22 protein-coding genes and 1 pseudogene are annotated in these 26,567 nt (G+C 57.6%); 17 read left to right on the forward strand and 6 right to left on the reverse strand.

Annotated features, from left to right (window positions below; all coding sequences use genetic code 11):
* Nucleotides 1-87 precede the first annotated feature (87 nt).
* The 3 genes from I6F28_RS26840 to nodD1 form a co-directional block, all read right to left on the reverse strand.
* The gene (locus tag I6F28_RS26840; protein WP_225142016.1) at nt 88-504 is read right to left on the reverse strand and encodes a hypothetical protein; all 417 of its coding nucleotides are present in this window, start codon (nt 502-504) and stop codon (nt 88-90) included.
* Between the two features lie 359 nt (nt 505-863).
* Nucleotides 864-1,856, reverse strand: a complete 993-nt coding sequence (locus tag I6F28_RS26845) for a LysR family transcriptional regulator (protein ID WP_225142018.1) — start codon at nt 1,854-1,856, stop codon at nt 864-866.
* Between the two features lie 635 nt (nt 1,857-2,491).
* The gene (nodD1, locus tag I6F28_RS26850; protein WP_225129694.1) at nt 2,492-3,436 is read right to left on the reverse strand and encodes a transcriptional regulator NodD1; all 945 of its coding nucleotides are present in this window, start codon (nt 3,434-3,436) and stop codon (nt 2,492-2,494) included.
* Between the two features lie 452 nt (nt 3,437-3,888).
* Between nodD1 and I6F28_RS26855 the strand changes: the two genes are divergently transcribed.
* From I6F28_RS26855 to I6F28_RS26915, 14 genes are all read left to right on the forward strand, one after another.
* Entirely contained in the window at nt 3,889-4,218 is a 330-nt protein-coding gene (locus I6F28_RS26855) for a hypothetical protein (RefSeq protein WP_225142020.1), read from the forward strand.
* A gap of 56 nt (nt 4,219-4,274) precedes the next feature.
* A complete protein-coding gene (locus tag I6F28_RS26860; protein WP_225142022.1) occupies nt 4,275-4,907 on the forward strand; it encodes a NodA family N-acyltransferase in 633 nt (210 codons plus the stop codon).
* The gene (gene nodB / locus I6F28_RS26865) at nt 4,904-5,563 is read left to right on the forward strand and encodes a chitooligosaccharide deacetylase NodB (protein ID WP_524536120.1); all 660 of its coding nucleotides are present in this window, start codon (nt 4,904-4,906) and stop codon (nt 5,561-5,563) included. Before I6F28_RS26860 ends, nodB begins: the two co-directional genes overlap by 4 nt.
* A 17-nt stretch (nt 5,564-5,580) precedes the next feature.
* Nucleotides 5,581-6,957 (forward strand): chitooligosaccharide synthase NodC, encoded by a 1,377-nt coding sequence (nodC, locus tag I6F28_RS26870; protein WP_225142024.1) that lies wholly within the window; start codon nt 5,581-5,583, stop codon nt 6,955-6,957.
* Between the two features lie 11 nt (nt 6,958-6,968).
* Nucleotides 6,969-7,598, forward strand: coding sequence for a nodulation methyltransferase NodS (gene nodS / locus I6F28_RS26875; protein ID WP_225142026.1), 630 nt, complete (start codon nt 6,969-6,971; stop codon nt 7,596-7,598).
* 13 nt (nt 7,599-7,611) lie between these two features.
* Nucleotides 7,612-9,321: a nodulation protein NodU gene (gene nodU / locus I6F28_RS26880; RefSeq protein ID WP_225142028.1), complete on the forward strand. Its 1,710-nt coding sequence runs from the start codon at nt 7,612-7,614 to the stop codon at nt 9,319-9,321.
* 8 nt (nt 9,322-9,329) lie between these two features.
* Entirely contained in the window at nt 9,330-10,244 is a 915-nt protein-coding gene (nodI, locus tag I6F28_RS26885) for a nodulation factor ABC transporter ATP-binding protein NodI (RefSeq protein ID WP_225142030.1), read from the forward strand.
* A 3-nt stretch (nt 10,245-10,247) separates the two neighbouring features.
* On the forward strand, nt 10,248-11,036 hold the full coding sequence (nodJ, locus tag I6F28_RS26890; protein WP_225142032.1) for a nodulation factor ABC transporter permease subunit NodJ: 789 nt from the start codon (nt 10,248-10,250) through the stop codon (nt 11,034-11,036).
* A 324-nt stretch (nt 11,037-11,360) separates the two neighbouring features.
* Nucleotides 11,361-13,427 carry a carbamoyltransferase family protein gene (locus I6F28_RS26895; RefSeq protein WP_225142034.1) on the forward strand — a complete coding sequence of 689 codons (2,067 nt, stop codon included), beginning with the start codon at nt 11,361-11,363 and terminating at the stop codon, nt 13,425-13,427.
* Nucleotides 13,428-13,556: 129 nt separating this feature from the next.
* Nucleotides 13,557-14,669, forward strand: a complete 1,113-nt coding sequence (locus tag I6F28_RS26900; protein WP_276573440.1) for a nodulation protein NodZ — start codon at nt 13,557-13,559, stop codon at nt 14,667-14,669.
* A 77-nt stretch (nt 14,670-14,746) separates the two neighbouring features.
* Nucleotides 14,747-14,872, forward strand: a complete 126-nt coding sequence (locus I6F28_RS37535) for a hypothetical protein (RefSeq protein WP_276573441.1) — start codon at nt 14,747-14,749, stop codon at nt 14,870-14,872.
* Nucleotides 14,873-15,507: 635 nt separating this feature from the next.
* Complete coding sequence (locus tag I6F28_RS26905) at nt 15,508-16,344, forward strand: SDR family NAD(P)-dependent oxidoreductase (protein WP_225142036.1); 837 nt, start codon at nt 15,508-15,510, stop codon at nt 16,342-16,344.
* A gap of 184 nt (nt 16,345-16,528) precedes the next feature.
* Nucleotides 16,529-18,352, forward strand: a complete 1,824-nt coding sequence (gene nifA / locus I6F28_RS26910; RefSeq protein ID WP_225142038.1) for a nif-specific transcriptional activator NifA — start codon at nt 16,529-16,531, stop codon at nt 18,350-18,352.
* A 655-nt stretch (nt 18,353-19,007) separates the two neighbouring features.
* Nucleotides 19,008-19,850 (forward strand): electron transfer flavoprotein subunit beta/FixA family protein, encoded by an 843-nt coding sequence (locus I6F28_RS26915; protein ID WP_225129669.1) that lies wholly within the window; start codon nt 19,008-19,010, stop codon nt 19,848-19,850.
* Nucleotides 19,851-20,591: 741 nt separating this feature from the next.
* On the opposite strand, the gene I6F28_RS26920 is transcribed toward I6F28_RS26915, so the two are convergent.
* The gene (locus tag I6F28_RS26920) at nt 20,592-20,894 is read right to left on the reverse strand and encodes a hypothetical protein (RefSeq protein WP_225129667.1); all 303 of its coding nucleotides are present in this window, start codon (nt 20,892-20,894) and stop codon (nt 20,592-20,594) included.
* 158 nt (nt 20,895-21,052) lie between these two features.
* On the opposite strand from I6F28_RS26920, the gene I6F28_RS26925 reads away from it, so the two are divergent.
* From I6F28_RS26925 to I6F28_RS26935, 3 genes are all read left to right on the forward strand, one after another.
* Nucleotides 21,053-22,195, forward strand: coding sequence for a GFA family protein (locus I6F28_RS26925; protein ID WP_225142040.1), 1,143 nt, complete (start codon nt 21,053-21,055; stop codon nt 22,193-22,195).
* Nucleotides 22,196-22,201: 6 nt separating this feature from the next.
* Entirely contained in the window at nt 22,202-22,879 is a 678-nt protein-coding gene (locus tag I6F28_RS26930) for a 2OG-Fe(II) oxygenase (protein ID WP_225142042.1), read from the forward strand.
* Between the two features lie 479 nt (nt 22,880-23,358).
* Entirely contained in the window at nt 23,359-24,036 is a 678-nt protein-coding gene (locus tag I6F28_RS26935; protein ID WP_225142043.1) for a hypothetical protein, read from the forward strand.
* A 1,796-nt stretch (nt 24,037-25,832) separates the two neighbouring features.
* On the opposite strand, the pseudogene I6F28_RS37880 reads toward I6F28_RS26935, so the two are convergent.
* Nucleotides 25,833-26,043 (reverse strand): annotated as a pseudogene (locus I6F28_RS37880) (IS66 family transposase); the annotation flags it as partial.
* A 112-nt stretch (nt 26,044-26,155) separates the two neighbouring features.
* Nucleotides 26,156-26,476, reverse strand: a complete 321-nt coding sequence (tnpB, locus tag I6F28_RS26945) for an IS66 family insertion sequence element accessory protein TnpB (protein WP_346656750.1) — start codon at nt 26,474-26,476, stop codon at nt 26,156-26,158.
* Nucleotides 26,477-26,567: the final 91 nt, after the last annotated feature.

Here is a 26,567-nt window from a genome sequence, read left to right on the forward strand (position 1 = left end):
CGTGTGATTCAAGCTATTTCAAAGCTCTAGCTGGATCGTCTTCCATTCCAGCGCGAGAGTGGTGACTATCCTCAGAATGGCGGGGGATCAACCCTGAGGGGAAATGGTGTTCAACAAGTTCGTCAGGCATGCCAGTTGAGCATCGCCAGCCGCTGTACGCTCCAAGATGAGTTTGGCGATTGCAGTGCAATTTTCCGGATTTCGCATCGATGGGGGTAGCGCGATGACCGCACTATCATAAAGGCTTCCCAGGACGGAAAGCTCTTCCGGATCGAACACGCCGCTGCATTGCTCCAACGTCAGCTCCTTGTTTGTCATTGCGTAATGGCAGCGCACGTCGTCAAGACGTTTGGCGGCGATAGGGCCAAAAGAAGTCAGACCCGCGGCACGGAGCGACGAAGATGCGATGTACTCCAGGCTGATGCGATAGGGCAACACGCGTGCGCGATGCTTGCTTCGACAGCGCAAGAGATCGTGGTCATGTGCATGATCGATGACCACCACGCTCACTGTGCGTGGTGGTACGACCCGGTAACCGCAAAGAACCGTCTCCGCTCGTCGGGAGCACTACCGATTCGGAGAGTTGACGACGACAGCCCGGCGCCGATTCTGCTGTATCGAGGCAGGTGCGCCCGACGGCCAGGTGCAACGTGCGTCCCTGTCTCCAAAAGCAGGCCAACGGTCCAGCCGCCGCTCGCACGTCGAGCCCAATGCCAACGTGCGAAAGACCTACACAACGTCGTCATCATAGCCGTCCGCTGCGACGATCTTTATAGAGCGACCACGAATTCGAGAGAGGCGAGCCTAAATTGTGCGTTGAGACATTCGTGGGATGTGGGGTTCGCACGATCTTGAGATCGTCCTTACGACAACGGCGAGACGGGTCGTGCGAAATCTCCGGCAGTATCCGGTCGTTCCGAAGTGCAGATGATGGAGGTCTCTTGTCCAGTTGCCATGCGGGTAGCCTCCTGCAACAATATCTCTCGCATCCACTGGCTTTCCGGATCGCTATTGTGAAGCACGGGCCATTGGACCGCCTCAGTGAAGGCGGGGAATGGCTGGGGAAGCTCGGCAATCCGAAGGGGGATCGTTCTTTGGAAATGCTTTACAAGCCCTAATGGCATCGTCCCTATGCGGTTCGTGCCTACCAGCAGGGGCGGGATCATGCTGAAGCTCTGCACGAGAATGTCGATCCGCCGATTGAGACAGAGATCGAGTAGAAAGGATTCCTCGACCAGCGTCTTGCGCGCACCTCCGAGCTTAACCGCAACATGGCCCATCGACATATACCGATCAAATGTAAGCCGCCGTAGTAGTTGGCTGTTCGTGCAGCAACCTACACAGACGAGCCTCTCCTCGAATAGGGCCGCCCTGGGGTGCACGCTGGACATGAATAATTCCGGCAAGATAACAAAATCGACTTCGCCGCGGCGGAGAAGCTCATCGTGCTCATCGGTGAGCGTCACGAGTTCGAAGCTGACGGCAGGCGCTTCTCGCGCGACGCGCTCCACGATATTTCGAAAGAATACGACTGTTATAAAATCAGAAATGCCGATCCTGAATCGCCGGTTCGATCGAGCTGGGTCGAACGCGTCCCGCGCGATTATTGAGAGCTCAATGCGCGTTAGAGCTTCGCGCACAGGAGCTGCGAGTCCTTCCGCGCGTGAGGTGGGGACAAGTTCCCGCCCCCTCATCCCAAACAGCTCGTCATCGAAATAGGAGCGCAGGCGGGCAACGGCTGCGCTCATGGCCGGCTGACTAAGGTTAATCTTGCGTGCCGCCGCGCTGAGGTTGCGCTCAGTCATGAGAGCATCCAGCGCGACGAGAAGATTTAGATCTAGACCTTTGAAACGCATGTCTTCTTATCCGGCAGGAACGTAACTGCGGCGCATACAACCAGCGGTGACGGCTGCGTCTGGAGAGGTCCTATTGGCTCGCCCGAATGGACATCGTTTCCATCCTGCGATCGCGAGAAGACGCTCGTAAAATGACCGCAACAATGGAGAGCAAGGCGCCAGGCCACCCAGCGGCGGCCAGAAACCGTCAGGAGTCCCGAAGCTGATCGGTCTCGCCGTTTCCAGCGAGCCACGCAACAGGACCCGATCAGTTGGTTAATGGCAGTTCAACCCAGTGTCCGGCCAGCGCCGTCAGTTCACCAAACCGCCCAGTCGACGGTCGCGTAGCGCAGCGTTAGCACGGCGGCCAACCTACAACCTGACGCGGGGTGCGATTCAAGCGATTTTATCGGGCAAGCCAAACATTGTCGCACTGGTGGAGGCGAGTTCTGACGCGATAGTGCCGGGCGTCGCCGGTTTGAGGTGCAAGCGCACCAAATCTCACCAGCGAGATCACCGCTCGCCACTCGGCAATTCTTCGCAACCGATCGCCATCTCTGGCCGCTTCGCGCCAGAAACGTTGAAGTGACGAAAGCGGCCGAGCATGTCCAAGGGTTCGGAGCGTATTTGGAACTTGCCGAGAGCGGCTTATGATTCTAGCAACGCCTGCGAGTTGGAGTCTCCTGAGGCCCAGATGCCATGTTGGATGCTTCCTCCAGCAATATCCGCCGCATCCAAATGCTTGCCGGGTCGGTATTGTGGAACGCAGGCCACTGCACAGCCTCGGTGAATGTGGGCAGAGGGAGCGGTGGTTCGACGATCCGCAGTGGCATCCGCTGTTCGAAGTGTTTGGCGAGTCGTAAGGGCATTGTGCCGATACGGCGCGTATCTAACAATATGGGCGGAATCAGGCTAAAGCCCTGCACAACGATCTCAATGCGTCTCTTGACGCCGTGCTCGAGCAAGAACCATTCTTCGAGGTTTGGTCTGAGCGCCCGTCCGAATTTCGCCGTAACGTGGCCCATCGAAATGTATTTCTCGAACGTAAGTTGCCGCGATAGCTGCTTGTTCGTGCGGCATCCCACGCATACGAGGGTCTCGTCGAACAGCGTCGCCTTAGGATGCGCGCTCGACATGAACAGTTCCGGCAGAATGAGAAAGTCGACCTCGCCCCGGCGGAGCAGCTCATCGGGTTCATCGGAAAATGGCAGCAATTCGAAGCGCACCGCGGGAGCTTCCTGTGCAAGACGGTCCACAATCTTGCGCAAAAAGACGATCGTCATGAAATCGGAGAGAATGATCCTGAAGCGTCGGCTCGATTGAGTCGGGTCGAACGCGTCCCGTGATATGATCGAGAGTTGGATGTGCAGCAGCGCCTCGCGAACCGGGCCTGCAAGCGCCTCCGCGCCAGGTGTCGGGACGAGCTCTCGACCTCTCATGGTAAATAGTTCATCGCGGAAATAGGTACGCAGCCGAGCGATGGCAGCGCTCATAGCGGGCTGGCTCAGGTTAATTTTGCGCGCCGCCGCTGTGAGGTTGCGCTCCGTCATCAGAGCATCGAGCGCAACGAGAAGGTTTAGATCAAGTCCCTTGAACCGCATCTTGTAAGTCTATCCATCGTGTGGATGTGTTCCATCGGAACTATCGATTTTACCAAATAGCGGGATGTTGGATAGCAAACATCAGTTTGGAAAAAATAATCGAGTATATCACCATGGCTGCTGCTCGTTCACGCGGACTCAGAGAACAACTCCTGGACGTGCGAGCTGGCGCCGCATGTGTTTCGAGAGCGGCTATGGGCGCGCCGCGCGAGCCGCGTCGCTTCTTCTCTGTGCGAAGCTCGCTCGATCGAGACGTCAGGCGGTCCTCGATAAACCTTGGTATGCGTGTTCCATCCCTTTCCATATTGCAGGTTTACCCGCGTACACTTGAGAGCGCGTTCAGCCGCATTCTAGTGTCGCGACATAACGGCAGGCGCAGATTGCGGATGCCAAGTAATTCAGGCGACTCTGCAAATGGCTCGCCTATCCACCGCATTCAGGGCGTGTCGAAGATGGATAAGAACCAGTGTGATTTGATGGCGTTCCGATGCGCCATCGATGAGGCCCCGCGCATCGAAGACCTGCCCTCAGACGTCAAAGCGTCGACAGCGATGCTAGACGAGGCGGCAAAGCTTCGTGGTGCAGACAGGCTCTCGCCAGTCCAATCGCCTCGTCGGCATCTTTCGGCATATCTCGCGCAGGGCTTTGGCCGGATCAAGAGCGCGAACCATGCGATATCTTCATCGCGAGCGAAGGCGCACGGCGCGGTGCAGGCGAGGAGTGCCGCGCTCCGACGGGTCATAGCAGCGCATTTCACTGTTGACCAGCGCTTCGGCGACTAGCGAGTTCAAGTGACCATCTCCGCTCTTCATTCCACTGGGGCACAAGGAAGCTCGCCATGAACATTGCCGTATCCCGGACTGCGGAAGCTCCTTCTACACGCACTCAAGTGCAGTGGAGCCGTCGCTGGGAAAACGAACTGCGGCTCACCGATCATGCCGAACTCGCCGAGTTCTTCCGCAAGAGCTACGGGCCGACCGGTGCGTTCAATGCGCAGCCATTTGAGGGCAACCGAAGTTGGGCCGGGGCAAGACCTGAGCTCCGCGTAATTGGTTACGACGCGCGCGGGATAGCTGCTCACCTCGGGCTACTACGCCGCTTCATCAAGATTGGTAGGGTCGATCTCCTCGTGGCCGAACTGGGATTGTATGCGGTGCGTCCGGATCTCGAAGGGCTGGGAATCAGCCACGCAATGCGCGTGATGTATCCCACACTGCAGGAGCTCGGGATTCCATTCGGCTTTGGCACGGTTCGGCCTGCGCTTGAGAAACACATGACCCGACTGGTCGGAAGGCAGGGGCTCGCCACCCTCATGTCCGGCATTCGCGTCCGCTCCACGCATCCGGATGTCTATCCCAATTTGTCGCCGACCCGCATCGAAGACGTGATCGTGGTGGTTTTCCCGGTTGGACGCTCGATAGGCGAGTGGCCGGCCGGGACGGTCATCGATCGGAATGGGCCTGAGTTGTGAAAGAGCATCTCCCACTATCTGCTGTCCGTTGCGACTATGCTGACGTGGCCGGAAGTCGCCCCGTCTATTTGACGTTCGATGACGGGCCAAATCCATTTTGCACGCCAGAGGTGCTCGAGGTGCTGGCGCAACATGGGATTCCGGCGACGTTCTTTGTGATCGGCACGTACGCGGCCAAACAACCTGAACTCATTCGACGAATGATCGCGGAAGGTCACGAGGTTGCGAACCACACGATGACCCATCCGGATCTTTCCAGATGCGGACCAGCGGAGGTACGCGATGAAGTTCTCACGGCGAGCGAGGCGATCCGTTCGGCGTGCCCGCAGGCCTCACCTAGGCACATGCGAGCACCTTACGGCATGTGGACGCAAGAGGTGCTCGCTGTGTCAGCGAGCGCCGGTCTCACAGCTGTGCACTGGTCGGTCGATCCGAGAGATTGGTCCCGCCCCGGGGTCGATAGAATTGTGAATTCAGTACTCGCGAGCGTTCGCCCGGGTGCAATTGTGCTCCTGCACGACGGATATCCTCCTGATGAGGAGCGACCGTGCACTGATGCCACGCTGCGCGATCAGACCACGTTGGCCCTGTCACATCTGATCCCGGCACTACAACGGCGCGGGTTTGTAATCCATCCACTCCCTCAACTTCACTGAGCAAAAACTGACACCCTATGGACCTGCTCGCTACAACCAGTGCCGTCGCTGTTTCGTCTTATGCGCTGCTCTCGACGATCTACAAGAGCGCGCAAGCGCTTTATGCTCAACCGGCGATTAACTCATCGCTGCAGCACAACCTGGGACGATCGGAGGTGGTCCTTCCCAGTGTAGACGTCATCGTGCCGTGCTTCAACGAAGATCCAATCACGCTCGCCGAATGTCTGGAGTCGCTTGCGAGTCAAGACTACACTGGAAAGCTACAGGTCTATGTGGTCGACGACGGATCTGCAAATCGCGACCTTGTCGCGCCTGTGCACAAAATCTATGCGAACGATCCGAGGTTCAGCATCATCTTGCTGGCAAACAACGTTGGAAAACGCAAGGCGCAGATCGCTGCGATACGCAGCTCATCCGGTGACCTGGTCCTCAACGTCGACTCGGATACGATACTTGCCGCTGACGTTGTCACGAAGCTGGTATTGAAGATGCATGACCCGCAAACCGGTGCGGCCATGGGTCAATTGATAGCGAGCAATCGCAGCCAAACCTGGCTGACCAGGCTGATCGATATGGAATACTGGTTAGCATGCAACGAAGAGCGCGCGGCGCAGGCGCGTTTCGGTGCGGTCATGTGCTGCTGCGGCCCATGTGCCATGTATCGTCGCTCCGCGCTCGCCTTGCTTCTTGATCAATATGAAGCGCAATTCTTTCGAGGGAAGCCGAGCGATTTCGGCGAGGATCGCCATCTAACGATCCTCATGCTCAAGGCGGGCTTTCGAACCGAATACGTCTCGGACGCGATCGCAGCAACAGTCGTCCCGGACCGCCTTGGGCCATATCTACGTCAGCAACTCCGCTGGGCCCGCAGTACCTTCCGGGACACGTTCCTCGCATTGCGCCTGCTGCCAGAGCTCGATGGCTATCTGACGCTAGACGTTATCGGGCAAAATCTCGGCCCGTTGCTTCTCGCCCTTTCATCACTCGCTGCGCTCGCGCAGCTCCTAATGGCAGGCTCTGTACCCTGGTGGACGGTATTGACGATTGCAGCAATGACAATGGTGCGGTGCAGTGTGGCAGCCATTCGTGCTCGCGAACTGCGGTTTCTCGGCTTCTCGCTCCACACACCGATCAATATCTTTCTCTTACTTCCTTTGAAGGCTTATGCGCTTTGTACATTGAGCAACAGCGATTGGCTCTCGCGCAAGGTCGCCAACGTGCCGGCCGATGGGGAAAAGCAATCTGTCATTCTGCACCCGAACGCTGGACGAAGTGCTGCAAGTAAATGGGAAATGTCTAGTATAAGTCGTAAGGCGAGGGTTTCCCAGAGCCCATCGAGCCTGACGGCAACAAAGAGTGTTTGCGGTAGCGATCGTTCGACTGCCTGCAAGTAGGTAATTGGCTCATGACCGTGGACGCAAACCATCAGCAATTAGAGCGAGAGTTGGCTGCCGACGATCCATGGCGTCTCGACAGTAGTGCCTTCGAGCAGGAGCGATACGCTCAAATGCTCCGGATGTCGGGTTGCAACGGAGATGTTTCGTGTGGCCTCGAAGTAGGATGTGCAGCCGGTGCATTCACGGACATGCTGGCTCCGCTATGCGAACGACTCACCGTGGTCGATGTCATGCCGCAGGCGATCGAGCGAGCGCGACTACGGACCAGGAAGTGGTCACATATCACGTGGGTGACCTGCGACATTCAGCGGTTCTCGACCACTGAACAGTTCGATTTGATCGTCGTGGCCGAGGTTCTTTACTACCTCAAGGACATTGTCGAGATGCAAGCGGCTATCCGCAACCTGGTGAGGATCCTAGCACCAAATGGGGCTCTGATATTCGGGTCCGCACCTGATGCCACATGTCAACGGTGGGGGCATGCTGCTGGTGCCGAAACGGCGATCGCCGTCTTCAACGAGAGCCTATCGGAGGTCGAACGTCTGCACTGCCACACCGAGTCAATCAACGAAGACTCCTTGATAGTCCGGTTCCGGAAGCCGGGTCACTCGTCAGAACAATCAAACGTCGGCCACTAGACTAGGGGATCGTATGCGCATCTGCGGCATCAAGTTAACCCATGACGGGGCAATTGCTGTCATCGAGGACGGGCGGCTTGTCTTTTGCACCGAGCAAGAGAAGTGCGGCAACGGTCCACGCTACCAATCCGTCGAGAATCTCGATGCAGTCGTGCTCGCCTTGGCGGAGCATGGCCTGGATCCGCGGGATATCGATCAGTTCGTCATCGACGGCTGGGATGGGGAGATTGAGTCGCAGTTCCAGGTCCTAAGTGGAGCTGTGCCGATCGCGCTGAAGGGGGCGCCATATGTCGAGCGCCATGCTGAGGGCCTTCTTGATTCCGTCGACGGCTTTGGCCTGATCCTCGGAGACAAGGTGTTTCCATATAAGAGCTACCCGCACGTCACAGGCCACGTCGCGTCAGCATATAGCACCAGTCCCTTTGCAGGTGCGGGAAAACCCGCGTTCTGTCTGGTATGGGACGGCTGCATCTTTCCACGTCTTTACTATGTGGAACCTCGGGGGGCACGGCTCATTGCATGCCTGTTTCCGATGATCGGACATGCCTATGCTGCCGCGGGCCTTCACTTCGGCCCATACAGGCAGCCGAACCGCTCCAGTTGGGATTTGGGCATCGCCGGCAAGCTGATGGCTTACATCGCGCTTGGCTCTGTCGACGAAAGCATCGTCGCAGTGTTTCAGGAGCTCTATGAAAAGCGCTTCGCCGCTGACACGGAGCAGGCACGTCGCTACCGCGCTGAGATCAACAATCCGGAAGCGTCTCTTGCAGCTCTGCACGACTTCTTCGAGGCAAGCGCTTTGCGCCTGACGGCCAAGCGAGCGGAGGACGTCCTTGCGTCGTTTCATGTGTTCGTGGAACGTCTTCTTGTCAAGGAAATGGCGATGGTTCTGCTGCAACACTCGTCGCTTCCGGGAGCGCGAAATCTATGTATTGCCGGCGGCTGCGGTCTCAATATCAAGTGGAACAGCGCGCTTCGTGCGACTGGATTGTTCGATGATGTTTGGGTGCCGCCGTTTCCGAATGACAGCGGCTCGGCGATCGGCGCTGCTTGCGGTGCGATGGCGGCGCAAAATGGCTTCGGGCCATTGGAATGGTCAGTCTACAGTGGTCCGGCCCTGCACGACAGCGAGCTTCCGCCGGATTGGGAGGCGGCGCCGTGCAGTCTGCGTGAACTTGCGGCGATTCTCGCGGACGACAAGCCGGTCATCTTCCTTTCCGGGCGCGCCGAACTTGGCCCGCGGGCGTTGGGCGGCAGAAGCATTCTTGCAGCCCCGACCTGCCTGGCAATGAAGGATCATCTCAACGACATCAAGCGTCGCGAGCACTTCCGACCGGTTGCGCCGATCTGTCTGGAGGATCGGGCGCCGGAGATTTTCAGCCCAGGTACGCCAGATCCCTACATGCTGTTCGATCACCAGACCCGCGCGGAATGGCGCGACAAGGTCCCCGCTGTCGTCCATCTCGACGGTTCGGCGCGGCTGCAGACAATCTCCCGCAACTCTCCGCACAAAATCGCCGAGCTTCTCGTCGAATTTGAGAAGCTTACCGGCATTCCGCTGCTCTGCAATACCAGTGCTAACCTCCACGGGCGTGGATTCTTCCCGGATGCTGCCGCGGCCTGCCACTGGGGACGCGTTGAGCATGTGTGGTGCGACGGCCTGCTCTGGACCAAAACGGTGGTAGGGAAGCCATTGTCGGACGAACGACTTCTCTCAGCCTAAGAGTGATCATGTCCACCGTAGCAATCGACCTTGCCGGCGTGAGAAAATCATTTGGCGACAAGGTCATCGTCAATGAGCTGTCGTTCTCGGTCGCGCGCGGAGAGTGCTTTGGCCTTCTCGGGCCGAATGGAGCCGGCAAGAGCACGATCGCGCGCATGCTGCTTGGCATGATCTCGCCGGACGGAGGAAAGATTACGGTGCTCAATGAGCCTGTGCCTGCACGCGCTCGTGTCGCACGTGTGCGTATCGGCGTGGTGCCGCAATTCGATAATCTTGAACTCGAGTTCACCGTACGAGAGAATTTGCTGGTGTTTGGCCGCTACTTCGGCATGAGCGCTTGCAAGATCGAGGCGGTCACCCCCTCGCTGCTCGAGTTCGCACGCCTCGAGAGCAAAGCGGACACGCGCGTTGCCGCGCTGTCCGGTGGCATGAAACGGCGGCTGACGCTGGCGCGTGCGCTAATCAATGACCCGCATTTGCTCGTGATGGATGAGCCGACGACTGGTTTGGATCCGCACGCCCGCCACCTGATTTGGGAACGTCTCCGAGTTCTGCTTGCGCGGGGCAAGACGATTCTCTTGACCACTCACTTCATGGAAGAGGCCGAACGCTTGTGCGATCGGCTGTGTGTCCTCGAGGGTGGACGCAAGATCGCCGAAGGCAAGCCAGACGACCTGATCGATGAGCATATTGGCTGCAAAGTGATCGAAATCTATGGGGGTGATCCACATCACCTCCGCGAGCTGATCAGGCCGTATGCGCGGCGCGTCGAAGTGAGTGGAGAAACGCTCTTTTGTTATGCGCCATATCCGGAGCAGGTGCGCGAGCAACTGCGTGGGCATGCGAGCCTTCGTATTCTGCAGCGCCCCCCGAATCTCGAAGACGTGTTTTTGCGGCTGACCGGGCGCGAGATGGAGAAGTGAGCGATGGGTGAAAGTTATGCGGCGGTGATGCCCGCTAACGCGTACAACTGGATCGCGGTATGGCGTCGGAACTTCCTCGCATGGAAGAAAGTCGCACTTGCATCGATTCTCGGCAACCTCGCAGATCCTCTAACCAATCTGTTTGGCCTCGGCTTTGGCCTTGGACTGATCCTGGGGCGCGTTGAGGGGACTTCGTACATCGCCTTCCTGGCGGCAGGCATGGTCGCGACCAGCGCCATGACGTCGGCGACCTTTGAAACCATGTATGCAGCCTTTGCACGCATGGACGCCAAGCGCACCTGGGAAGCAATTCTCTCTACTCAGCTAACGCTTGGCGATATCGTCCTAGGTGAACTGGTGTGGGCGGCCAGTAAGTCCGTTCTGGCCGGAACAGCGATCGCGATCGTCGCCGCCGCTCTCGGTTACGCATCATGGCTATCCATTCTCTATGCGATGCCAACAATCGCCCTTACTGGCCTTGTCTTCGCCAGCTTGGCGATGGTCGTCATATCCCTTGCGCCAAGTTACGATTACTTCGTGTTTTACCAGACACTTGTCCTCACTCCTATGGTGTTTCTGTGCGGCGTGGTCTTTCCGTCAAGCCAACTGCCCGACTCATTTCGGCACTTCGTCGGCTTATTGCCTCTCGCACATTCGGTCGACCTTATTCGCCCAGCGATGCTTGAGCGCGGTGCCGACAGTGCTGCCCTGCACGTAGGTGCGCTCTGCGTTTACGCGGTTTTGCCCTTTTTCGCGTCGACAGCACTATTTCGGCGCCGCCTGCTGCGTTGACGTGAGTTGGGCGAAACGGACAAAGTCAAATCGATGCAGTGTCACGATGCTTCTGCCGTAGCTCGGGGGTCACCTCGTCTATTAGAGCAGCTTCTGCAATGGCCTTAAGAGGCCGCAATCGAGCCAGTTCTACGGCCGCCTGTTCGATCGATCGGTGTCGGGGGCTAGCAGCCTTGCTTCTGAGCGCCTGTCGCTAGGCGCCGAGACGGACCTAGCAAAGTTGTGTTGTGCTGTCTGGCACGCGCGCCCGGCGGGGCGCGACTGTACAGATTAGATCGGTGGGGCGGCAGTTAGCCTTCCCGTCATGTTCAAATGGAGAACGGGATGTTGTGCCTGGGAGTGAGTGGCGGTCTTGATAAAGTCTATGAGAGCTCTCCGGAGCTGCCGACTACATTTCTTCACGATGGCGCTGCGGTTCTTGTGCAGGATGGCCGCGTAATTGCTGCTGTCGAAGAGGAGCGCCTCAACCGCGTCAAGCACTCCAACAAGTTCCCGAGCAATTCGATCCGATACTGCCTTTCTACCGCAGGAGTCTCGCTCGGCGAGATCGACCGTATCGCGTTCTACGCGACTGAAGCCTACTGCAAAACCATGCTCGAGCGTCTTTCTGTTTCTCAGCCCGTTCCCTTGGACCCCAAACTGTTGCTGCGGCAGCTGCTGGCACGGGAGTTCGGCGCCGAGATCGATCCGTCTCGGCTTTCCTTCGTGAATCACCACGAGGCACATGCCGTGAGCGCGTTTGCCATGTCCGGGTTCGAGCAAAGTCTCGTTTTTACGATCGACGGCGGTGGCGATTTTCTCTCGGGCTTATTGGCGGCGGGGTCTGGCACTGAAATTGCGCGACTTGTTAGCTTCCCGGAACATAACTCCCTGGGACTGTTCTATCTTGAGACGATCCGACATCTCGGCTACGGGTTGTTCGACGAGTACAAAGTGATGGGGCTTGCACCGTATGGTGATCCCGCTCGCTATCGCGAGCTCTTCGCGCAGTTCTACGAGTTGTTGGACAGCGGTGGCTATCGCGTTCACCTGGATCGTATCGGCCCCGCCCTGGTCCGTAACATCCAGGTTCGGCGAAAAGGAATGCCATTCACCCAACAACATCGAGATGTCAGCGCTTCGCTGCAGGAAGCGCTTGAGCGGATCGTGTTTCACATCCTGCGGCACCATCGTGAAGCGACGGGCATGACACGCTTGTGCCTGGCTGGCGGGGTAGCCCATAATTGCACGCTGAACGGTAAGCTGCTTTATTCCGGGCTATTTGATGACATCTTTGTTCAGCCCGCCGCGCACGACGCCGGTTGCGCACTCGGCGCTGCATTGATGGTCTCAAACGAACTGGGGAGGCCAGCGCCGCGCGAGCGACTGCCGGACGTTTATTGGGGGCCTGATCTCGGGAGCGAGCAAGCCGTAGAACATGAGCTCAACGCATGGTCAGGCCACCTCGACATTCAACGAAGTGATGACATAGCATCCAGTGCGGCAGACTGGATGGCAAATGGTGCTGTAATCGGCTGGGTTCAGGGCCGCTCTGAGTTCGGCCCACGTGCGCTTGGCAACCGCAGCATTCTTGCGGATCCGAGGCCTGCGGAAAACAAGGACCGCATCAACGCCATGGTCAAGAAGCGCGAGGGCTATCGCCCCTTTGCGCCATCTGTACTGGAGGAGGATGCGAGCGAGTTCTTTGAGCTGCCGGACGGCACGCGGCAGCTCCCCTTCATGAATTTCGTGGTTCGTGTGCGTGAAGCCAAGCGTAACGTGCTCGGTGCGATTACCCACGTTGATGGGACCGCTCGGCTGCAGACAGTATCGCGAAGGACAAACCCCACCTACTGGGATGTAATTAGTGCGTTCAAGAAGCGAACGGGCATTCCGATACTTCTAAATACCTCGTTTAACAACAATGCCGAGCCGATCGTGCAGTCCGTGTCAGATGCGATCACCACGTTCTTGACGACTGACCTGGACGGACTTGTTGTTGGCCCTTTCCTCGTCAGGAAGCGGCCAGCATCACTGCAGGATTGGTGTGCACTGGGCGTGTCATTGCCGCCGTATGCATCCCTTCATCGTGTTCGATCCTACACAGCGCCAGATCGCCAGGAAACGGTGTGCGAGATCCGCACGGGACATTCCGCCGACAATAGTATGCGTATCTCACATGAGCTGTTCGAGATCTTGATGCGGATCGAGGGCGAGGCGTCGCTCAGCTGTCTTTTCGATGCAACCATGCTGGACCAGGCCAAGCGTGAAGATCTCGTGAAGGAATTGCGGCTCGTGTGGGAGGTGCGGGGCGTTCGCCTGCATCCTCCGCGCGCTCGAGGGCACAATAAAGTGCAAAACGAAACACAGCCCGAACTCATGAGCAATGGCCATGGCTATACTTGCATGTGAGGGGGCCAGGCTATCCAGCGCAGAGGGTGGCATCGGGCATCCGCCTGAAATCGGGTACGTCGACGCAACACCGCTGAAGAAAATACGCAAACTGTTGAAAGAACGCGGCTCACCAGGGATAGCGCTGCTATGAAGTTCTACCGACGCAGCTCGCCGGCACCGCGATTTCAGGCCATGGCCTCGGACGAGATGATACGTGAGATGTCTGCGATGACGTCTATTGTCCAACCAGGAGCCCGGGAAGAGGAAATGCAGATGCTTAGCGGTTCGAGGAATGACCGGTTCGTAGTTTCCCGGCGACGTACGGGGTTCGGCGATTGCTTGTGGTCACTGGCGGCAGCCTGGCGCTTTGCAAAGAAGACGGGACGGACGCTAGCCATTGATTGGCGGGGGTCTTGTTATCTCGATGAGCCATTCACCAATGCCTTTCCAGTCTTCTTCGAACCGGTTCAAGACATTGCTGGCGTGCGGGTGATTTGCGGTGACGAGATTAACCAGTGTTCATTTCCGGGACCATTCTTCCCGGCATGGTGGAACAAGCCATCCATCGATTGCGTCTATCGCCCGGACGAGCAGATTTTCCGGGAACGCGACGAACTCGATCAACTGTTCCAAAGTCAGAAAGATAGTGAGGCTAACACGGTTGTGTGTGACGCCTGCCTGATGTGGCGCTGTGATCAGGAGGCCGAACGAGAAATCTTTCGAAGCATCAAGCCACGACCTGAAATTCAGGCTCGGATTGATGCTATCTACCGCGAGAACTTTGAATCGTACAGCGTAATCGGCATCCATGTCCGGCATGGCAACGGCGAGGATATCATGGGGCATGCTCCCTACTGGGCTGACCCGGAGCGCGCCTTGCGACAGGTCTGTAACGCCATTGATAAGGCCATGGGGTTACCCCACGCAAAACCCGTGAGGGCTTTCCTGTGCACGGACAGCGCGCTCGTCCTTGAGAAGGTTTCGACTATATTCCCTGATGTTTTCACGATCCCCAAACGATTCCAGGCGCCTCAGGCCGGCCCATTGCACAACGCGGCGCTCGGAGCCGAGGGCGGCTTTTCTGCCCTCATCGAAATGTATCTCCTTGCGCGCTGCGACACCGTGATCCGCTTTCCCCCGACGAGCGCCTTCACGCGCTATGCGCGTCTCTTTGCCCCACGCGTTATAGAATTCGATTTGAATGATCCGAGCCGATTGATCTTGATTGAAGAAGAATCGAAAGATCTCGTAGCTTCATGAAAGTCGTAGCTCGATTGATCGATCTGATAGCCGCTCTTTGCATCCAGCAGTACTGGCAGTTCTTTTCGGAGCGGCAATTGTCAGTCCAAAAGGATGCGTTGCCGCAAACTTCCAGCGGAGAACAGAACGATGCGGCGGCCGAATGCCTTCCGCAGAAGCTCGACGTCGACAACAATGGCGCCAACGCGCTGCAGCCGCGTTAAACAAGTGGAACACATCTCGTCTTCGCCTCGGGCGGACCCACAAGTCGAAGCTGATCGGTGGTCGATCGCGGATGAACATATCGAAAGATTCGCCGTTCAGCCGGCGAATTCCGTCTTGGCGGTCGGGCGCTCGCAGGTGCGACGGGCGCTCTCGAGATCCACTATTTTGGGGAAACATTCAGCACGCCAGGTCGTGGTCCGGAATCAATCCGCCCGGCGATGTGCCAGTGTTTGGACACAGCAGAGCAGGGCGCGATGAAGTCAGCATCAGTTGCCGGCAAATCTAACGTACGAAGCTTGTAACGTCAGTTTTCGAGTTGACGCGGCTACTGGCCGTGGCCGCTATCCTGATCGATCGTTGCTTCGACAAGAGGCGCTGGCCTCCGCTGGCTCTTCCGCCTGTGCAATCAGGAGATAACGTGCGGCTTGCAACCTTGTCTTGACGCAGGCGAGTGTGCTCGTGACATTACGTAGCTGATGCACCATCACTGTCACAAAGCAAACGCACCGTGTCTTGAACCCGCCAAGCATTCCGCGTGCGCGACATTAGGACGCAAAACGGAAGCGGATTTACCTGCATCGCGGTGGCCCAAATCCTGCTACGCGTGCGGCGCGCAACAGGAGAGGAGGCGGGCGTGGGTCTCGATCTGCCAAATGACGATCTGATCACAGGCTCGTTGCCGGAAACACATTTGGGTTGCCCCTTTCACGCCGATAAAGCCCGCGTTCATGGCGGAGAACAGAAGGCGATGTTGCTCACCGGAGCATCGCGCGGAATTGGTCATGCCACGGCCAAGCTGTTCTCGGAGGCGGGCTGGCGCATCATTTCTTGCGCGCGTCAACCGTTCGACGGCGAGCGATGTCCCTGGCACGCAGGGGACGAGGATCATGTCCAGATCGACCTCAGCAATCATCGAATGCTGCCGCGCGCGATCACTGAGGTCAAGAAGCGCTTGGCCGGTGCACCTTTGCACGCGCTAGTGAACAATGCCGGTGTCTCGCCGAAAACGCCCGCTGGCGATCGGATGACGTCGTTGACGACGTCAACCGAGACTTGGATGAGGGTGTTCCATCTCAATTTGGTGGCCCCGATCCTGCTGGCGCAGGGTTTGTTTGACGAGCTAAGAGCCGCGTCAGGATCGATCGTGAACGTGACTTCGATCGCGGGCTCGCGGGTGCACCCGTTTGCCGGCAGTGCCTATGCGACGTCGAAAGCTGCGCTTGCGAGCCTCACACGCGAAATGGCGCACGATTATGCGCCGCATGGCATTCGTGTGAATGCGATCGCGCCCGGCGAAATCAGGACGGACATGTTATCGCCCGACACAGAAGCGCGTCTCGTGCCAAGTATCCCGCTACGCAGAGTGGGAACCCCGGATGAAGTGGCCAAGGTCATCTTCTTCCTGTGCTCGGATGCGGCGAGCTATGTCACGGGGGCCGAGGTGCCGGTCAATGGTGGGCAACATCTGTGAATCGGCCGGCCTTGGCGACACAGCTAACTTGAGCTGCAGCAGCGGCGCTTATGGACTCCGCTGACGATGCGCACGCAATCCGCAAAAATGAATGAAGGCACACTGTAAGTTTATCGTCGTGCCATGAAAAGGTGTCACGGTTCTATGTCATCTCGTCAACACTTGGCGTTAGATCGAGAGTGACATGCAAAACGAAGCTCGCCAACCAGGACAAGGTACCAGGGAGGACGATCAAGACAACGGAGGCCGCCTCATGCTGGATATCCCTTTCTCACACGAAAGATCTGCCTCGCAACCTGAGCCGGAGGGTAAGCCCCCGGGGGAGCCGTTGCGTGAGAGCGCGCTCACCGGCATCTTCGAAATATCGAAAATTCTTGCCGCTCCTTGTCGGCTCGAAGTCACGTTGGCCAACGTTGTTGGTCTTCTGCAATCGTTTGTGCAGATGCGACACGGCATCGTCTCACTGTTCGGTGAGGACGGCATGCCGGATATTACGGTGGGCGCCGGCTGGAACGAAGGCAGCGACGAACGTTACCGGATGCGACTGCCGCGGAACGCAATCGACCAGATCATCGCGACGGACAGGCCCCTTGTCGCCGAGAACGTGGCCGCCGAGCCGGTATTCAGCGCTGCCGACCGGGAAGTGCTCGGCGCCTCCGATAATATGCCAGTGTCGTTCATCGGGGTTCCCATTCGCATTGACCGTAAGGTCGAGGGCACGCTGACGGTCGACCGCATTCGGGACGATAGGTCGAGTCTCCGGCTCGAGTACGATGCGCGACTGCTCGCCATGATCGCCAACCTGGTGGGTCAAACAGTGAAGTTACACCGCTTGTTCGCCTGCGATCGCGAACGACTGATGGCGGAGAAAGACCGGCTACAAAAGGAAGTACTAGAGCTGAGGCAACCCTCTCGGGAGCGCAAGAAGCTACACGCCCATGGGATCATTGGCGACAGTCCGGCGCTGCGCGGGCTGCTCGAGAAGATTGCGGTTGTAGCCAGATCGAACAGCACGGTTCTGCTGCGTGGTGAATCCGGAACTGGAAAGGAACTCGTAGCCAAGGCCATTCACGAATCATCGTCCCGCGCCAAGCGCCCGTTCGTTAAGCTGAATTGCGCGGCGCTTCCTGAGACCGTCCTAGAATCCGAATTATTTGGTCATGAGAAAGGCGCCTTTACCGGTGCGTTCAGCTCGCGCAAGGGACGCTTCGAACTTGCTGACAAGGGAACGCTTTTTCTTGACGAGATCGGCGAGATCTCAGCTCCGTTCCAGGCGAAGTTGCTGCGCGTTTTGCAAGAGCAGGAGTTCGAGCGCGTCGGGAGCAACCAGACTATTAAGGTCGATGTCCGAGTGATAGCTGCGACCAACAAGAACCTTGAAGAGGCTGTCGCAAGGAGCGAGTTCCGGGCGGACCTTTACTATCGCATCAGCGTAGTTCCCTTGCTGTTGCCACCGCTACGCGAAAGACGCAGTGATATTCCTCCGCTTGCCAGGGAGTTCCTCAGAAATTTCAATAACGAGAACGGCCGTACTCTGACGTTGGAGCCGAGTGCGATCGATGTACTGATGAACTGCGGCTTTCCGGGAAATGTCCGCGAACTTGAAAACTGCATCGAGCGAACAGCGACGCTGTGCGCCGGATCATCGATCGTGAGAAGTGACTTTGCATGCTGCCACGGCCAGTGCCTTTCCGCGATGCTGTGGAAAAGCACGTCGGACGAGAGGAAAGAGCAGCCCGTACCCATGCCAGCGGTGCCGGCAAAGCCCATCATTCCGCTAGCTGAAGCGAGCCAGCCGGTCCAGTCTGTCGGCGACGAACTGGCCTCACTGGGGCCTCCCGGCACAGTTCTCGTTAGTGGCGCGAAGATGGCCGATCGCGAACGGGTCGTTGCGGCCATGGAAAAATCTGGCTGGGTGCAGGCAAAAGCAGCGCGCCTGCTCGGACTAACGCCGCGCCAGATTGGCTACGCGCTGAGGAAATATGGAATCGAGATAAAGCGGTTCTGAACGACGACATCGGCCGGAACTGCTACTCCCAAATAGCTATATGAGGACGATCTCCGATAGGCAATCTCATCGCAATCTGAACGGAATGGTCCGCCCTCGGCGGCAACTTGGCCCCGAGCGAAACCACCCGCCCGCTTGCGGGACTGCTGTCGAAAGGCGGGTTTACCTGGTTCGGTGAGAGATGGACTCGCGCGCCATGACATACCGAGCGTCACCTGTGGGCCATGCAATCGCGAATCGTCGGTTGCTCACCTCTAACAAGCTATGATGCCTATCCGCCGATCCCCGGAAAAGTGTGAAGCGTTTTCCGAAAAGATCATGCTCAAACAAAGATCTAAAGCGCGATGATGATTCATCTTAATCTCATCGCGCTTTAGTGAGCGGCAATGCTCAAAAAACGTCAATCGGTCCGCCGCCCGCTGGTGATTAGCGACGGTAATCTGTCAAAGGGCTGGCCTCACTCAGCTGGCGCGCCGTGCGGAACAGCGCTGTCGCAGCCCTGACTTATGTTGGCATTGTTCGTTGGGAAGAGCGAGCTAGAGGGGCGCATCACCCGATCTAAGCCTGTGTGATAGCAAGCCGATTCCAAAGGGGCGGGTGATGGTACAACACTTGCTCTGCTCTTCGCAGCTGTCGCAATTGTTGGAGCAACACCGTGCACAATGTCGTCTGCATCAAACAGGTTCCGGACTCGGCGCAGATCCGCGTGCACCCCGTGACCAACACAATCATGCGTCAGGGAGTGCCGACCATCATCAACCCATATGACCTCTTCGCGCTCGAGGCCGCGCTCGAGCTGCGCGATCGGTTCGGCGGCGAAATTACCGTGCTTACAATGGGACCGCCATCGGCGGAAGAGTCTTTGCGAAAGGCGCTGACTTATGGCGCCGATCGCGCCGTCCTACTCACCGATCGCTGCTTTGCGGGCTCCGACACCCTGGCAACAACGTATGCACTTGCAACAGCCATCCGAAAAATTGATAAGGAATATGGCCCGACAAAGCTCATCTTCACGGGAAAGCAGACCATCGACGGCGATACGGCGCAGGTTGGGCCCGGCATCGCAAAGCGGCTGGGCGTAATGCAGCTAACTTACGTTGCGAAGGTCAGATCCTTAGATCTCGCCAACCATACAATTGAAGCGGAACGACGCTCCGAAGGTGGTGTCCAGGTGCTGCACACGAGGCTGCCCTGTCTCATCACCATGCTGGAGGCAACGAATCAGATTCGGCGCGGCGCGATGGTGGATGCCTTGCGTGCCGCGCGTGCTAAAATTGTGAAATGGAGCGCGCACGATGCCGGTATCGAAGACGTCTCCAAATGCGGCCTCAAGGGATCGCCGACCGTCGTCAAGCGAGTGTTCGCCCCCTCTGCGCGGGCTGAGAAGGCGGCGTTGGTTGAGGCCGCCGAACAACCGGCGCAAGCGCTGATAGACGCGATTTTCAAGCGTGAACCGAAGCTCGAAGCCGATCTTAAGGCACTTGTCCGTGACGCTTGATCTGGAGAGTCCTGGCAACAACAGATTGAAACGGTCCAAGGATGTGCCAACGCCAAGAGGCACCCGAGTCAAGTGAGCGCGCAAGATGTAGCTAGGCATCGGGGCCCGCGACCAGCGCATTCGGGGTGCATGCCGTTCTCGATTGCTCGCGATCACCTGGGACCGCATGTTCCGTAGACCACGTTATGGCCTCGATCGATGTCCGGAGTTGGCCGCGATTGTCAGGCAGATCGACAAAGGGCTGCGCATGCGTCCAGATCCCACTGCATGGTCGTGTTCGACGGCGTTGAGGCGACTGTTTCGCGCGTAGTTGTCACGAGCAAGGACGGAATACGTCCGCGACCGGGACCACCATACTAGCGCCCGAACGCCCAAAGCACTGTCCCGCTGTTGAAAGTGCGAAGCCCACCTATGTGGCACCTTTGGACCAATCTCCGCGATTCAACAGCCCTATACCCATTGTGAGTGGCGGCTGGCTCTTCGCCGGTTGGTTTTTGACGGCCGTGCAAGCGCCATCAGGTTTAATACACTTGCAATGAGAAATCGGTCGCCAGCGCTTTGTTTCAATGTATTCAGAACCTGTGGGGTGAGTGCAAGAGTTGGCACGGTGATTGCTGTAAGCATGCAAGAAAGCGGCGGGGCGGTGCTCGCGAAGCGCGAAACCTAGCGGCGGTCTCTTTGAAAAGCTCGTGCCGGCCAGCAGCCGGCATTCGCGCGGCTTGCGGGCGAAGGCCCCAAGAGTCAGGTGGATGCGGATAGTCCTTGTAATGCTGTACGAAGATCATAGCGGTTCGACCAACTGGCAGGAGCAGAAATCGAGAGGGCCTGCGCGGCGCAAATCTCGCCATGGCTCTGCAAGCGAATGCTGGCCGTGTCGGGAATTCGCGGCATCGGACTTTTCGTGCACCGGAATTCGTCTGGATCGCCGCCGCTCAGCTGATGAACGCGTTCCCTTCCATGCGCGCGAACAGGACTGAACATGCCGCTGTCTGCTACCGCGAAGCTGGCCACCAAGAATTTCGCCTGGATGGTAAACGCGATCACAAGCTCATCGAAACCAACGAAATGGCGGTAGCCAATAGTTGGCCCGGATACGAAGTTGCTCCGTCAAGGACCGTTCTCTCCTCATCGCCAGGGGTCAAATGGCATCTCAAGCGTCTCGATTTACACCCGGTCAGCCTCCGCAGATATGCTGCGAGTATTTGACCGAGCAAGCGCGAGCCCTGTTCGGCCCGCACCCGTTCGCTGCGGAGATGTCCCAGGACCAGGTCGCTAGCCTGCTGCCTGAATATCTGGCGATGTCACAGGCGTTCCCGTACCTGCAGGCGGGGTCGCAAAAGGATCTCATATTCGATGCAATGAATCACAATCGAGATCTTGCGAGGGACGTTGAACTGACCAGCGTGGTCGCAAATTTCATCTGTTGGGATGAGACGGGTGGTTATGGCCAAATTCTCCAGGGCGGAAAGGCGGCGCTACCCGATATTCTGGTGACTGAAAACTTCCACTCGAACCTGTTTAGAAAGGATGCGTCGCAACTACTCGGCAGAGCAATACGGCCCAACTACAGCGCCACGACGAAGCGGTACCTGCATTCTCTCTATGCCGGATTGTCATCCAAAGATCCTTTGGTGCGTTGCGCCTACATGGTCGCTTTTGAGCTACACGCTGCAGATATGATCCAGTCGCTATGGACCACTCTGGTCAAAACCTTTAAGGCGCGGCCTGACGATCTTGAGTACTTCCGCAGCCATGTCGGCGGAGAAGATCCCGCGGAGAAGTATCACGGAGAAATGACAAGCCGGCTGATTGGCGAACTTGTCCCGGCTGACCGTAACGATCGCTTTTTGGATGAATTCGATCGAGCCTATCGGCTCAGCTTACAGTGGTGCCGCGATCTGCTCCGAATTGTCTCACTTCATGATGATCGGTCGGAGATCGAACACCATGGCCGTTGTCATTGTGGTTCTGTCAAGTTCTACGTCCAAGCGCCGCGAGAGCTCTCTGCAGTTCGATGCAATTGCTCAATCTGTCAAATGTCTGGATTTCTGCACTTGCTCGTACCTGGCAAAAAGCTTGGCATTGAGTGCGGCGAAGAATTCCTCACGGCGTACCAGTTCAACAAGAACATCGCTCGGCACACGTTTTGCCGGGTTTGTGGCGTAAAGCCATTCTATAGGCCGCGGTCGAACCCGTCCGGATTCAGCGTAAATATTCGATGTCTGGATAACAGGACCATCGAACGCATAACAATAAGCGACTTCGATGGCGAGCATTGGGACCAAGCATTCCGCTCGATGCACCAGGACCTGGAGCCCTGCGTCGAAGATAAAACCCTGGAGTGAACTCGAATGGCGCGCGCAATGAATCATAAATCCCGTCTGCTTTCAGAAGAGGCTTTGACAAAATACCGCATAGAGCTGTTGGTGAAGGGTACGGTCGTGATTGGCCCCCAGGTATTGTTCACCCAAGATGACTTGGCCAAGATCGATCAGCTGCAGGCTGAGATTCCCGAAGAAGAAGTGAGGGAGGGAGATGCCGGCGACTCGCACAATGTTTTCGTCAAACGCGTGAGGATAGACCCGCCCGGCCGCGCTCCTAGCGACGCGAGTGGTGCAGCTCCAAGGGAGATCATGGAACTACTTGAAAGGAAAGACCGCACCTTCGCGCTAAGAAAGATTTTGGGAGCCACGTCAGATTACGTGATTCGCCGATGCCAAATGCATCGGATGCCCCCTGGCTCCTTTGTTGGCATTCATCTGGATGCTGCGAGCGACCCGGATTTCGAGTACTCGGTGATTGTGCAGCTGGCGAGAGACTTTGAGGGGGGTCAGTTCGTGGTATATCCAAGCGGGTACGAACAGCAGGTGTTCCAACCGCCATTTGGTACGGTACTTGTCACCACATGTAAGCTCCGGCATGAGGTGATGCCTGTGCTGACCGGCGAGCGCCGATCGCTGGTCTACTTCTGTTCAAAGCGCAGCGGCGCGAACCGCCGGATCATCGAAAGCTCTACCAAGGGCCCTTGAATGAGGTGGCTGAAATGGCTTCGAATGAGTTGGGTAACGGGTGAGCTCTCAGGAGAGATTGGTAGCTTGGCCATCTTGTGGTCAGACTGTCGCTCGCAAAGGCTGCCACAATGCAGGTCAGAAGCCACAGCTAGCTTTGCTGCCTGTATAAAGGCCACCACGCGTAATCCGAGCAAAGGTTTGCTCAGGGTAGTTGTGGTAAGTCATCGTCGCTGCCTCGAACCGAGAGGCGTGTCGGCGCGTGATGGTGTAATCGCGCCGCGCGCGGGAAGGCCCTGTTGTCGTCAGGTTCTCGACAGCTACACACCTAGCAAACAGCCGAATGCTCGGGCTAATTTGCGACGGATGTGCGGGGACTGGGCCTTTGCAGGGTCCATCAGAAGAGAAGTCTCGTCTGAAGCCCCTAATCGCGCGCGGTGTTTTGCTCGATCGTCCTGCATTAGCCGAGTCCTGAGTATTCATTTCGAAAGAGAGAACGGATGGACTTTACCTCAACTCGAGGGAAGCTCCATGAGTCGGGCAGCGCGGGCCAGCAAAGAGAACTTGTCGGTCTCCCCGTCGGCAGACGCCCGGCCGACCACGCCCTCGTGGACGAGTTGCACAGGAACGATCCGGATCTCATCGCCCAGACCCGATTCGTTCAACCCGAGCAAGCCCAGCTGGTGCGCTTAATCCGGAGCCGGAGCGACGACGCACAAACCTTCCGGCAGATTGTCAATGATCAGGATGACAAAGGTACCGCCAACTTCCTGTTCGTGACTGTGAACGATGGTGGTGTTACTGGCGGCGGCGCCGACTGGTCGCTGCTGCTGGTTGATCGCCGCGTGCCCGCCGCCCCTGTTGCCTATCACTATGACTCCGCTGGGTCTCACAACAACACCGTCGCAGAGCAGCTCGCAGCACCTCTCGGCTCCCGTCTGCAAGCGGCCGGCATGGCCCGGCAGCAGAACGGCCTAATTGCGGAGTACTTTGTGGTAGACGCGAAGCGAGCGCTGATTAGACGATTGTCCCGAGGGGCGAGCGGCCAGACGAAGCCGCTGCACATCGAGCACCTCATCCGCCGAACCTGCCCATACGGTACAAATGGTTACCGATGTTCTGCTCCTGTGCAGCAAATAGCCAAAAGACTCCCGTTGTGTTCCTTCCAGGCCGCCTAGATTGCCTCGTGAGGCCACTCGTTCAGCGATGAAATCGTAGCGCTCAATGCTCAATGAAAACCGACTAATGCAACAAATCCCGCATGGGCGCCTAAATTCGGCATTCCATCGCCTTCTTTCGTGGTTTTGCTGCGCGTATTATCGGTTTGTCCGGCAGAGCGCGATGTTTGATCACTGCGCCTGCTGTGATCATCGATGAAAGCCCGCCATGTAGCGGATTACGAAGAAAGTCACGGCGACGACGGCGGACGTTACAGCGAGTGAAAACGCTACTCGCGCCAAGAACTGGCCAGTGCTAAGTCCGTCCCATGAACTCATTTTCGTGCTTGCCTTACGACTCGGATTTGCGCCTGCAGGATGATCGTACCAGACGCACTTTGCGAGTAATCAGCGGAATTCGGTTTGTGCGCGCCGCGAATCGTCGCGCCCCTTGAGGCAGTCACTCTGGAACCCTAAGCTCCATTAGGGTACAAAATTCCACTGCTGAGCAACTGCCCCGTTGAATTGGTAGAGCCAAGTAGGATTGCCATCTTTCGTGACGCGATTTTGTTGTCGATGCACAGCTTATTGTCGGCGATACTCAGAATAAAACCTGGACTCTTGAGTAATTCCCATCGCTGCTTGGGATCGGCAGGGTGTAGATTGCAAGCGTCAGCGCTACTTCCGGAGCGATGCGATCGCCCTTCTGTGCGATTGCGAGCTTACCTGCGCTTGAGTTCAATGTTGACACGCGAATGTCGGGTTGCAAACATTTTGCGTCCTAATGGACTATGGGACAGAACAAAATAGGACAAACTCGACAAGTACACACAGCCAGGCGAGGTAAAGCAGCCTTTTGAAAAAAGGCACGTTGCTTGCTTGGGTGCAGTGAGCGTCACCGGTCTTGCAGGGGCTGTGATGCTGGGGCGGGCCTGACATGTTTCAGTGCCATTTCGGGTCCGCCCCGCTATTGCTCGCGAGGCAACATGGAGCAGCGTATTCGAGCGGCTTCAGCGGCTATCGCGTTCGCTCATGCGTTCGGTCGTGAAGTCCTCAGCGTGTACGAACATGAAGGCCGCAGGTACAACAGAATCAGAGTCCGCGTAACCGGGAGCATAACAAACGGTTACGACTTCGAAAGTGAATGTCCCATGGCCGGTGCGCTACCGAGTATATATCACTTCGGTGCGGAGCCGCATTGGCTACCGGCGCCCAAGTGCCCACGACTCTACAGCGGCCTTGATTATTGCACCTCAACCCACTTCTCCGTGAGAGTGACGGACAATGGTGCCCAGATAGTCGATTGGCGGAGGAATTCCTTTACACCGTCTGGTGGGTGGTCCGCGCAATAGAAGGAAGCCGACGATGGAAATTGCGCTAGCAATTGGCGCTGTGTTCGTTTTCACCGCAATCACGGTCGCTTGCCTGTGGGCGCTTGGAGCCCGGGGTGGCTGAGTATCATTGATGAATGAGGCCGATGGAGAAAAGCGTTTGCTACCATGCCGCCCCTTCTCGTTGAACTTCTGTGCGGTCCCACTTGGATTGGCCTGACGGACCCCCTAGCGGTCGTGCTGTTGTGGATGTTGATTGTGTGCGAATGCCGCCCGAACAAACGGGTGCGGACTGCTCGAAAGCTATACGGGTGCGGTGGTCTAACTCGCGGCCCGCTCTCAGGGCCGCGCGTTTTGAGCGGATCACTCCGCAAGCTTAAGGTTCAGGTAGTTCGGAGAGTAGAGCGGGTCAGCGGTTTCGTTGGCCTGGACAGCACCGAAACGTCCATCTTGAAGGCCATGATCTGATTGGCGCTTCCTTTGTAGATCTTCAGTTGCGGCCGCCTGAGCTCCTCAAGTTCCAGCTCCAATTGATCGAGCAGTCGCGCCGACCGCTCCGAGCGCGTCCCATAAAATGTCCGCCGCAGCTTCTCAATCTCGAGCTTGAGGTGGGAGATCAGCGCTTGCTGCTCGATTGCTTTGCTTGGGCATTGGCCGCTTCAGCAAGTTTGGCCCCCCGCCGCAAGCCTGGCCGCACGCTCGGCCAGGATCATTGCATGCGCGGCAGCGAGATCGGGCGGCAGTCCGTCGCCGGCGGAGTCCATGACCAAATGGAATCATGTTCGCCGCCAGATTCAAACGACAAACTCTCAGCCCACGCTGGTTGGACACAAGGACTCCTGGGGATTGCGCCAATCGATGCCGGACAAAAGATAGCTCATCTGTGCCTGCGAGATCGACACCACGCCGTCCGCCAGCGACGGCCATATAAGACGACCTCTCTCCAACTTCTTTGTAAACAGGCATGCTCCCTGGCCATTATGCCAGATCACCTTCAATAGATCGCCCCGGCGCCCGCGGAAGCAGAACAAACGACCGCTCAGGGGATCACGGCGCAGCACCTCTTGGACCTGCAACGAAATTGAGACGAAGCCTTTGCGCATGTCGGTGTGGCCCGTCGCCAGCCACACCCGAACTCCCGTAGGGATTGGAATCATCCCGGATCCGGAGCCTCGATAGTCCGACGAAGCGCCTCAACGTCGAGCCCCGCATCGACAATGA

The organism is Bradyrhizobium sp. NBAIM14 (assembly GCF_020193895.1).
GTDB lineage: Bacteria > Pseudomonadota > Alphaproteobacteria > Rhizobiales > Xanthobacteraceae > Bradyrhizobium > Bradyrhizobium yuanmingense.

Excerpts from the sequence above, each read along its gene's own strand:
- I6F28_RS26845 (WP_225142018.1), bottom strand. The coding sequence starts at position 1,856 with ATGCGTTTCAAAGGTCTAGATCTAAATCTTCTCGTCGCGCTGGATGCT.
- nodD1 (WP_225129694.1), bottom strand. The coding sequence starts at position 3,436 with ATGCGGTTCAAGGGACTTGATCTAAACCTTCTCGTTGCGCTCGATGCT.
- I6F28_RS26855 (WP_225142020.1), top strand. The coding sequence starts at position 3,889 with ATGGATAAGAACCAGTGTGATTTGATGGCGTTCCGATGCGCCATCGAT.
- I6F28_RS26860 (WP_225142022.1), top strand. The coding sequence starts at position 4,275 with ATGAACATTGCCGTATCCCGGACTGCGGAAGCTCCTTCTACACGCACT.
- nodC (WP_225142024.1), top strand. The coding sequence starts at position 5,581 with ATGGACCTGCTCGCTACAACCAGTGCCGTCGCTGTTTCGTCTTATGCG.
- nodS (WP_225142026.1), top strand. The coding sequence starts at position 6,969 with ATGACCGTGGACGCAAACCATCAGCAATTAGAGCGAGAGTTGGCTGCC.
- nodU (WP_225142028.1), top strand. The coding sequence starts at position 7,612 with ATGCGCATCTGCGGCATCAAGTTAACCCATGACGGGGCAATTGCTGTC.
- nodI (WP_225142030.1), top strand. The coding sequence starts at position 9,330 with ATGTCCACCGTAGCAATCGACCTTGCCGGCGTGAGAAAATCATTTGGC.
- nodJ (WP_225142032.1), top strand. The coding sequence starts at position 10,248 with ATGGGTGAAAGTTATGCGGCGGTGATGCCCGCTAACGCGTACAACTGG.
- I6F28_RS26895 (WP_225142034.1), top strand. The coding sequence starts at position 11,361 with ATGTTGTGCCTGGGAGTGAGTGGCGGTCTTGATAAAGTCTATGAGAGC.
- I6F28_RS26900 (WP_276573440.1), top strand. The coding sequence starts at position 13,557 with ATGAAGTTCTACCGACGCAGCTCGCCGGCACCGCGATTTCAGGCCATG.
- nifA (WP_225142038.1), top strand. The coding sequence starts at position 16,529 with ATGCAAAACGAAGCTCGCCAACCAGGACAAGGTACCAGGGAGGACGAT.
- I6F28_RS26930 (WP_225142042.1), top strand. The coding sequence starts at position 22,202 with ATGGCGCGCGCAATGAATCATAAATCCCGTCTGCTTTCAGAAGAGGCT.
- I6F28_RS26935 (WP_225142043.1), top strand. The coding sequence starts at position 23,359 with ATGGACTTTACCTCAACTCGAGGGAAGCTCCATGAGTCGGGCAGCGCG.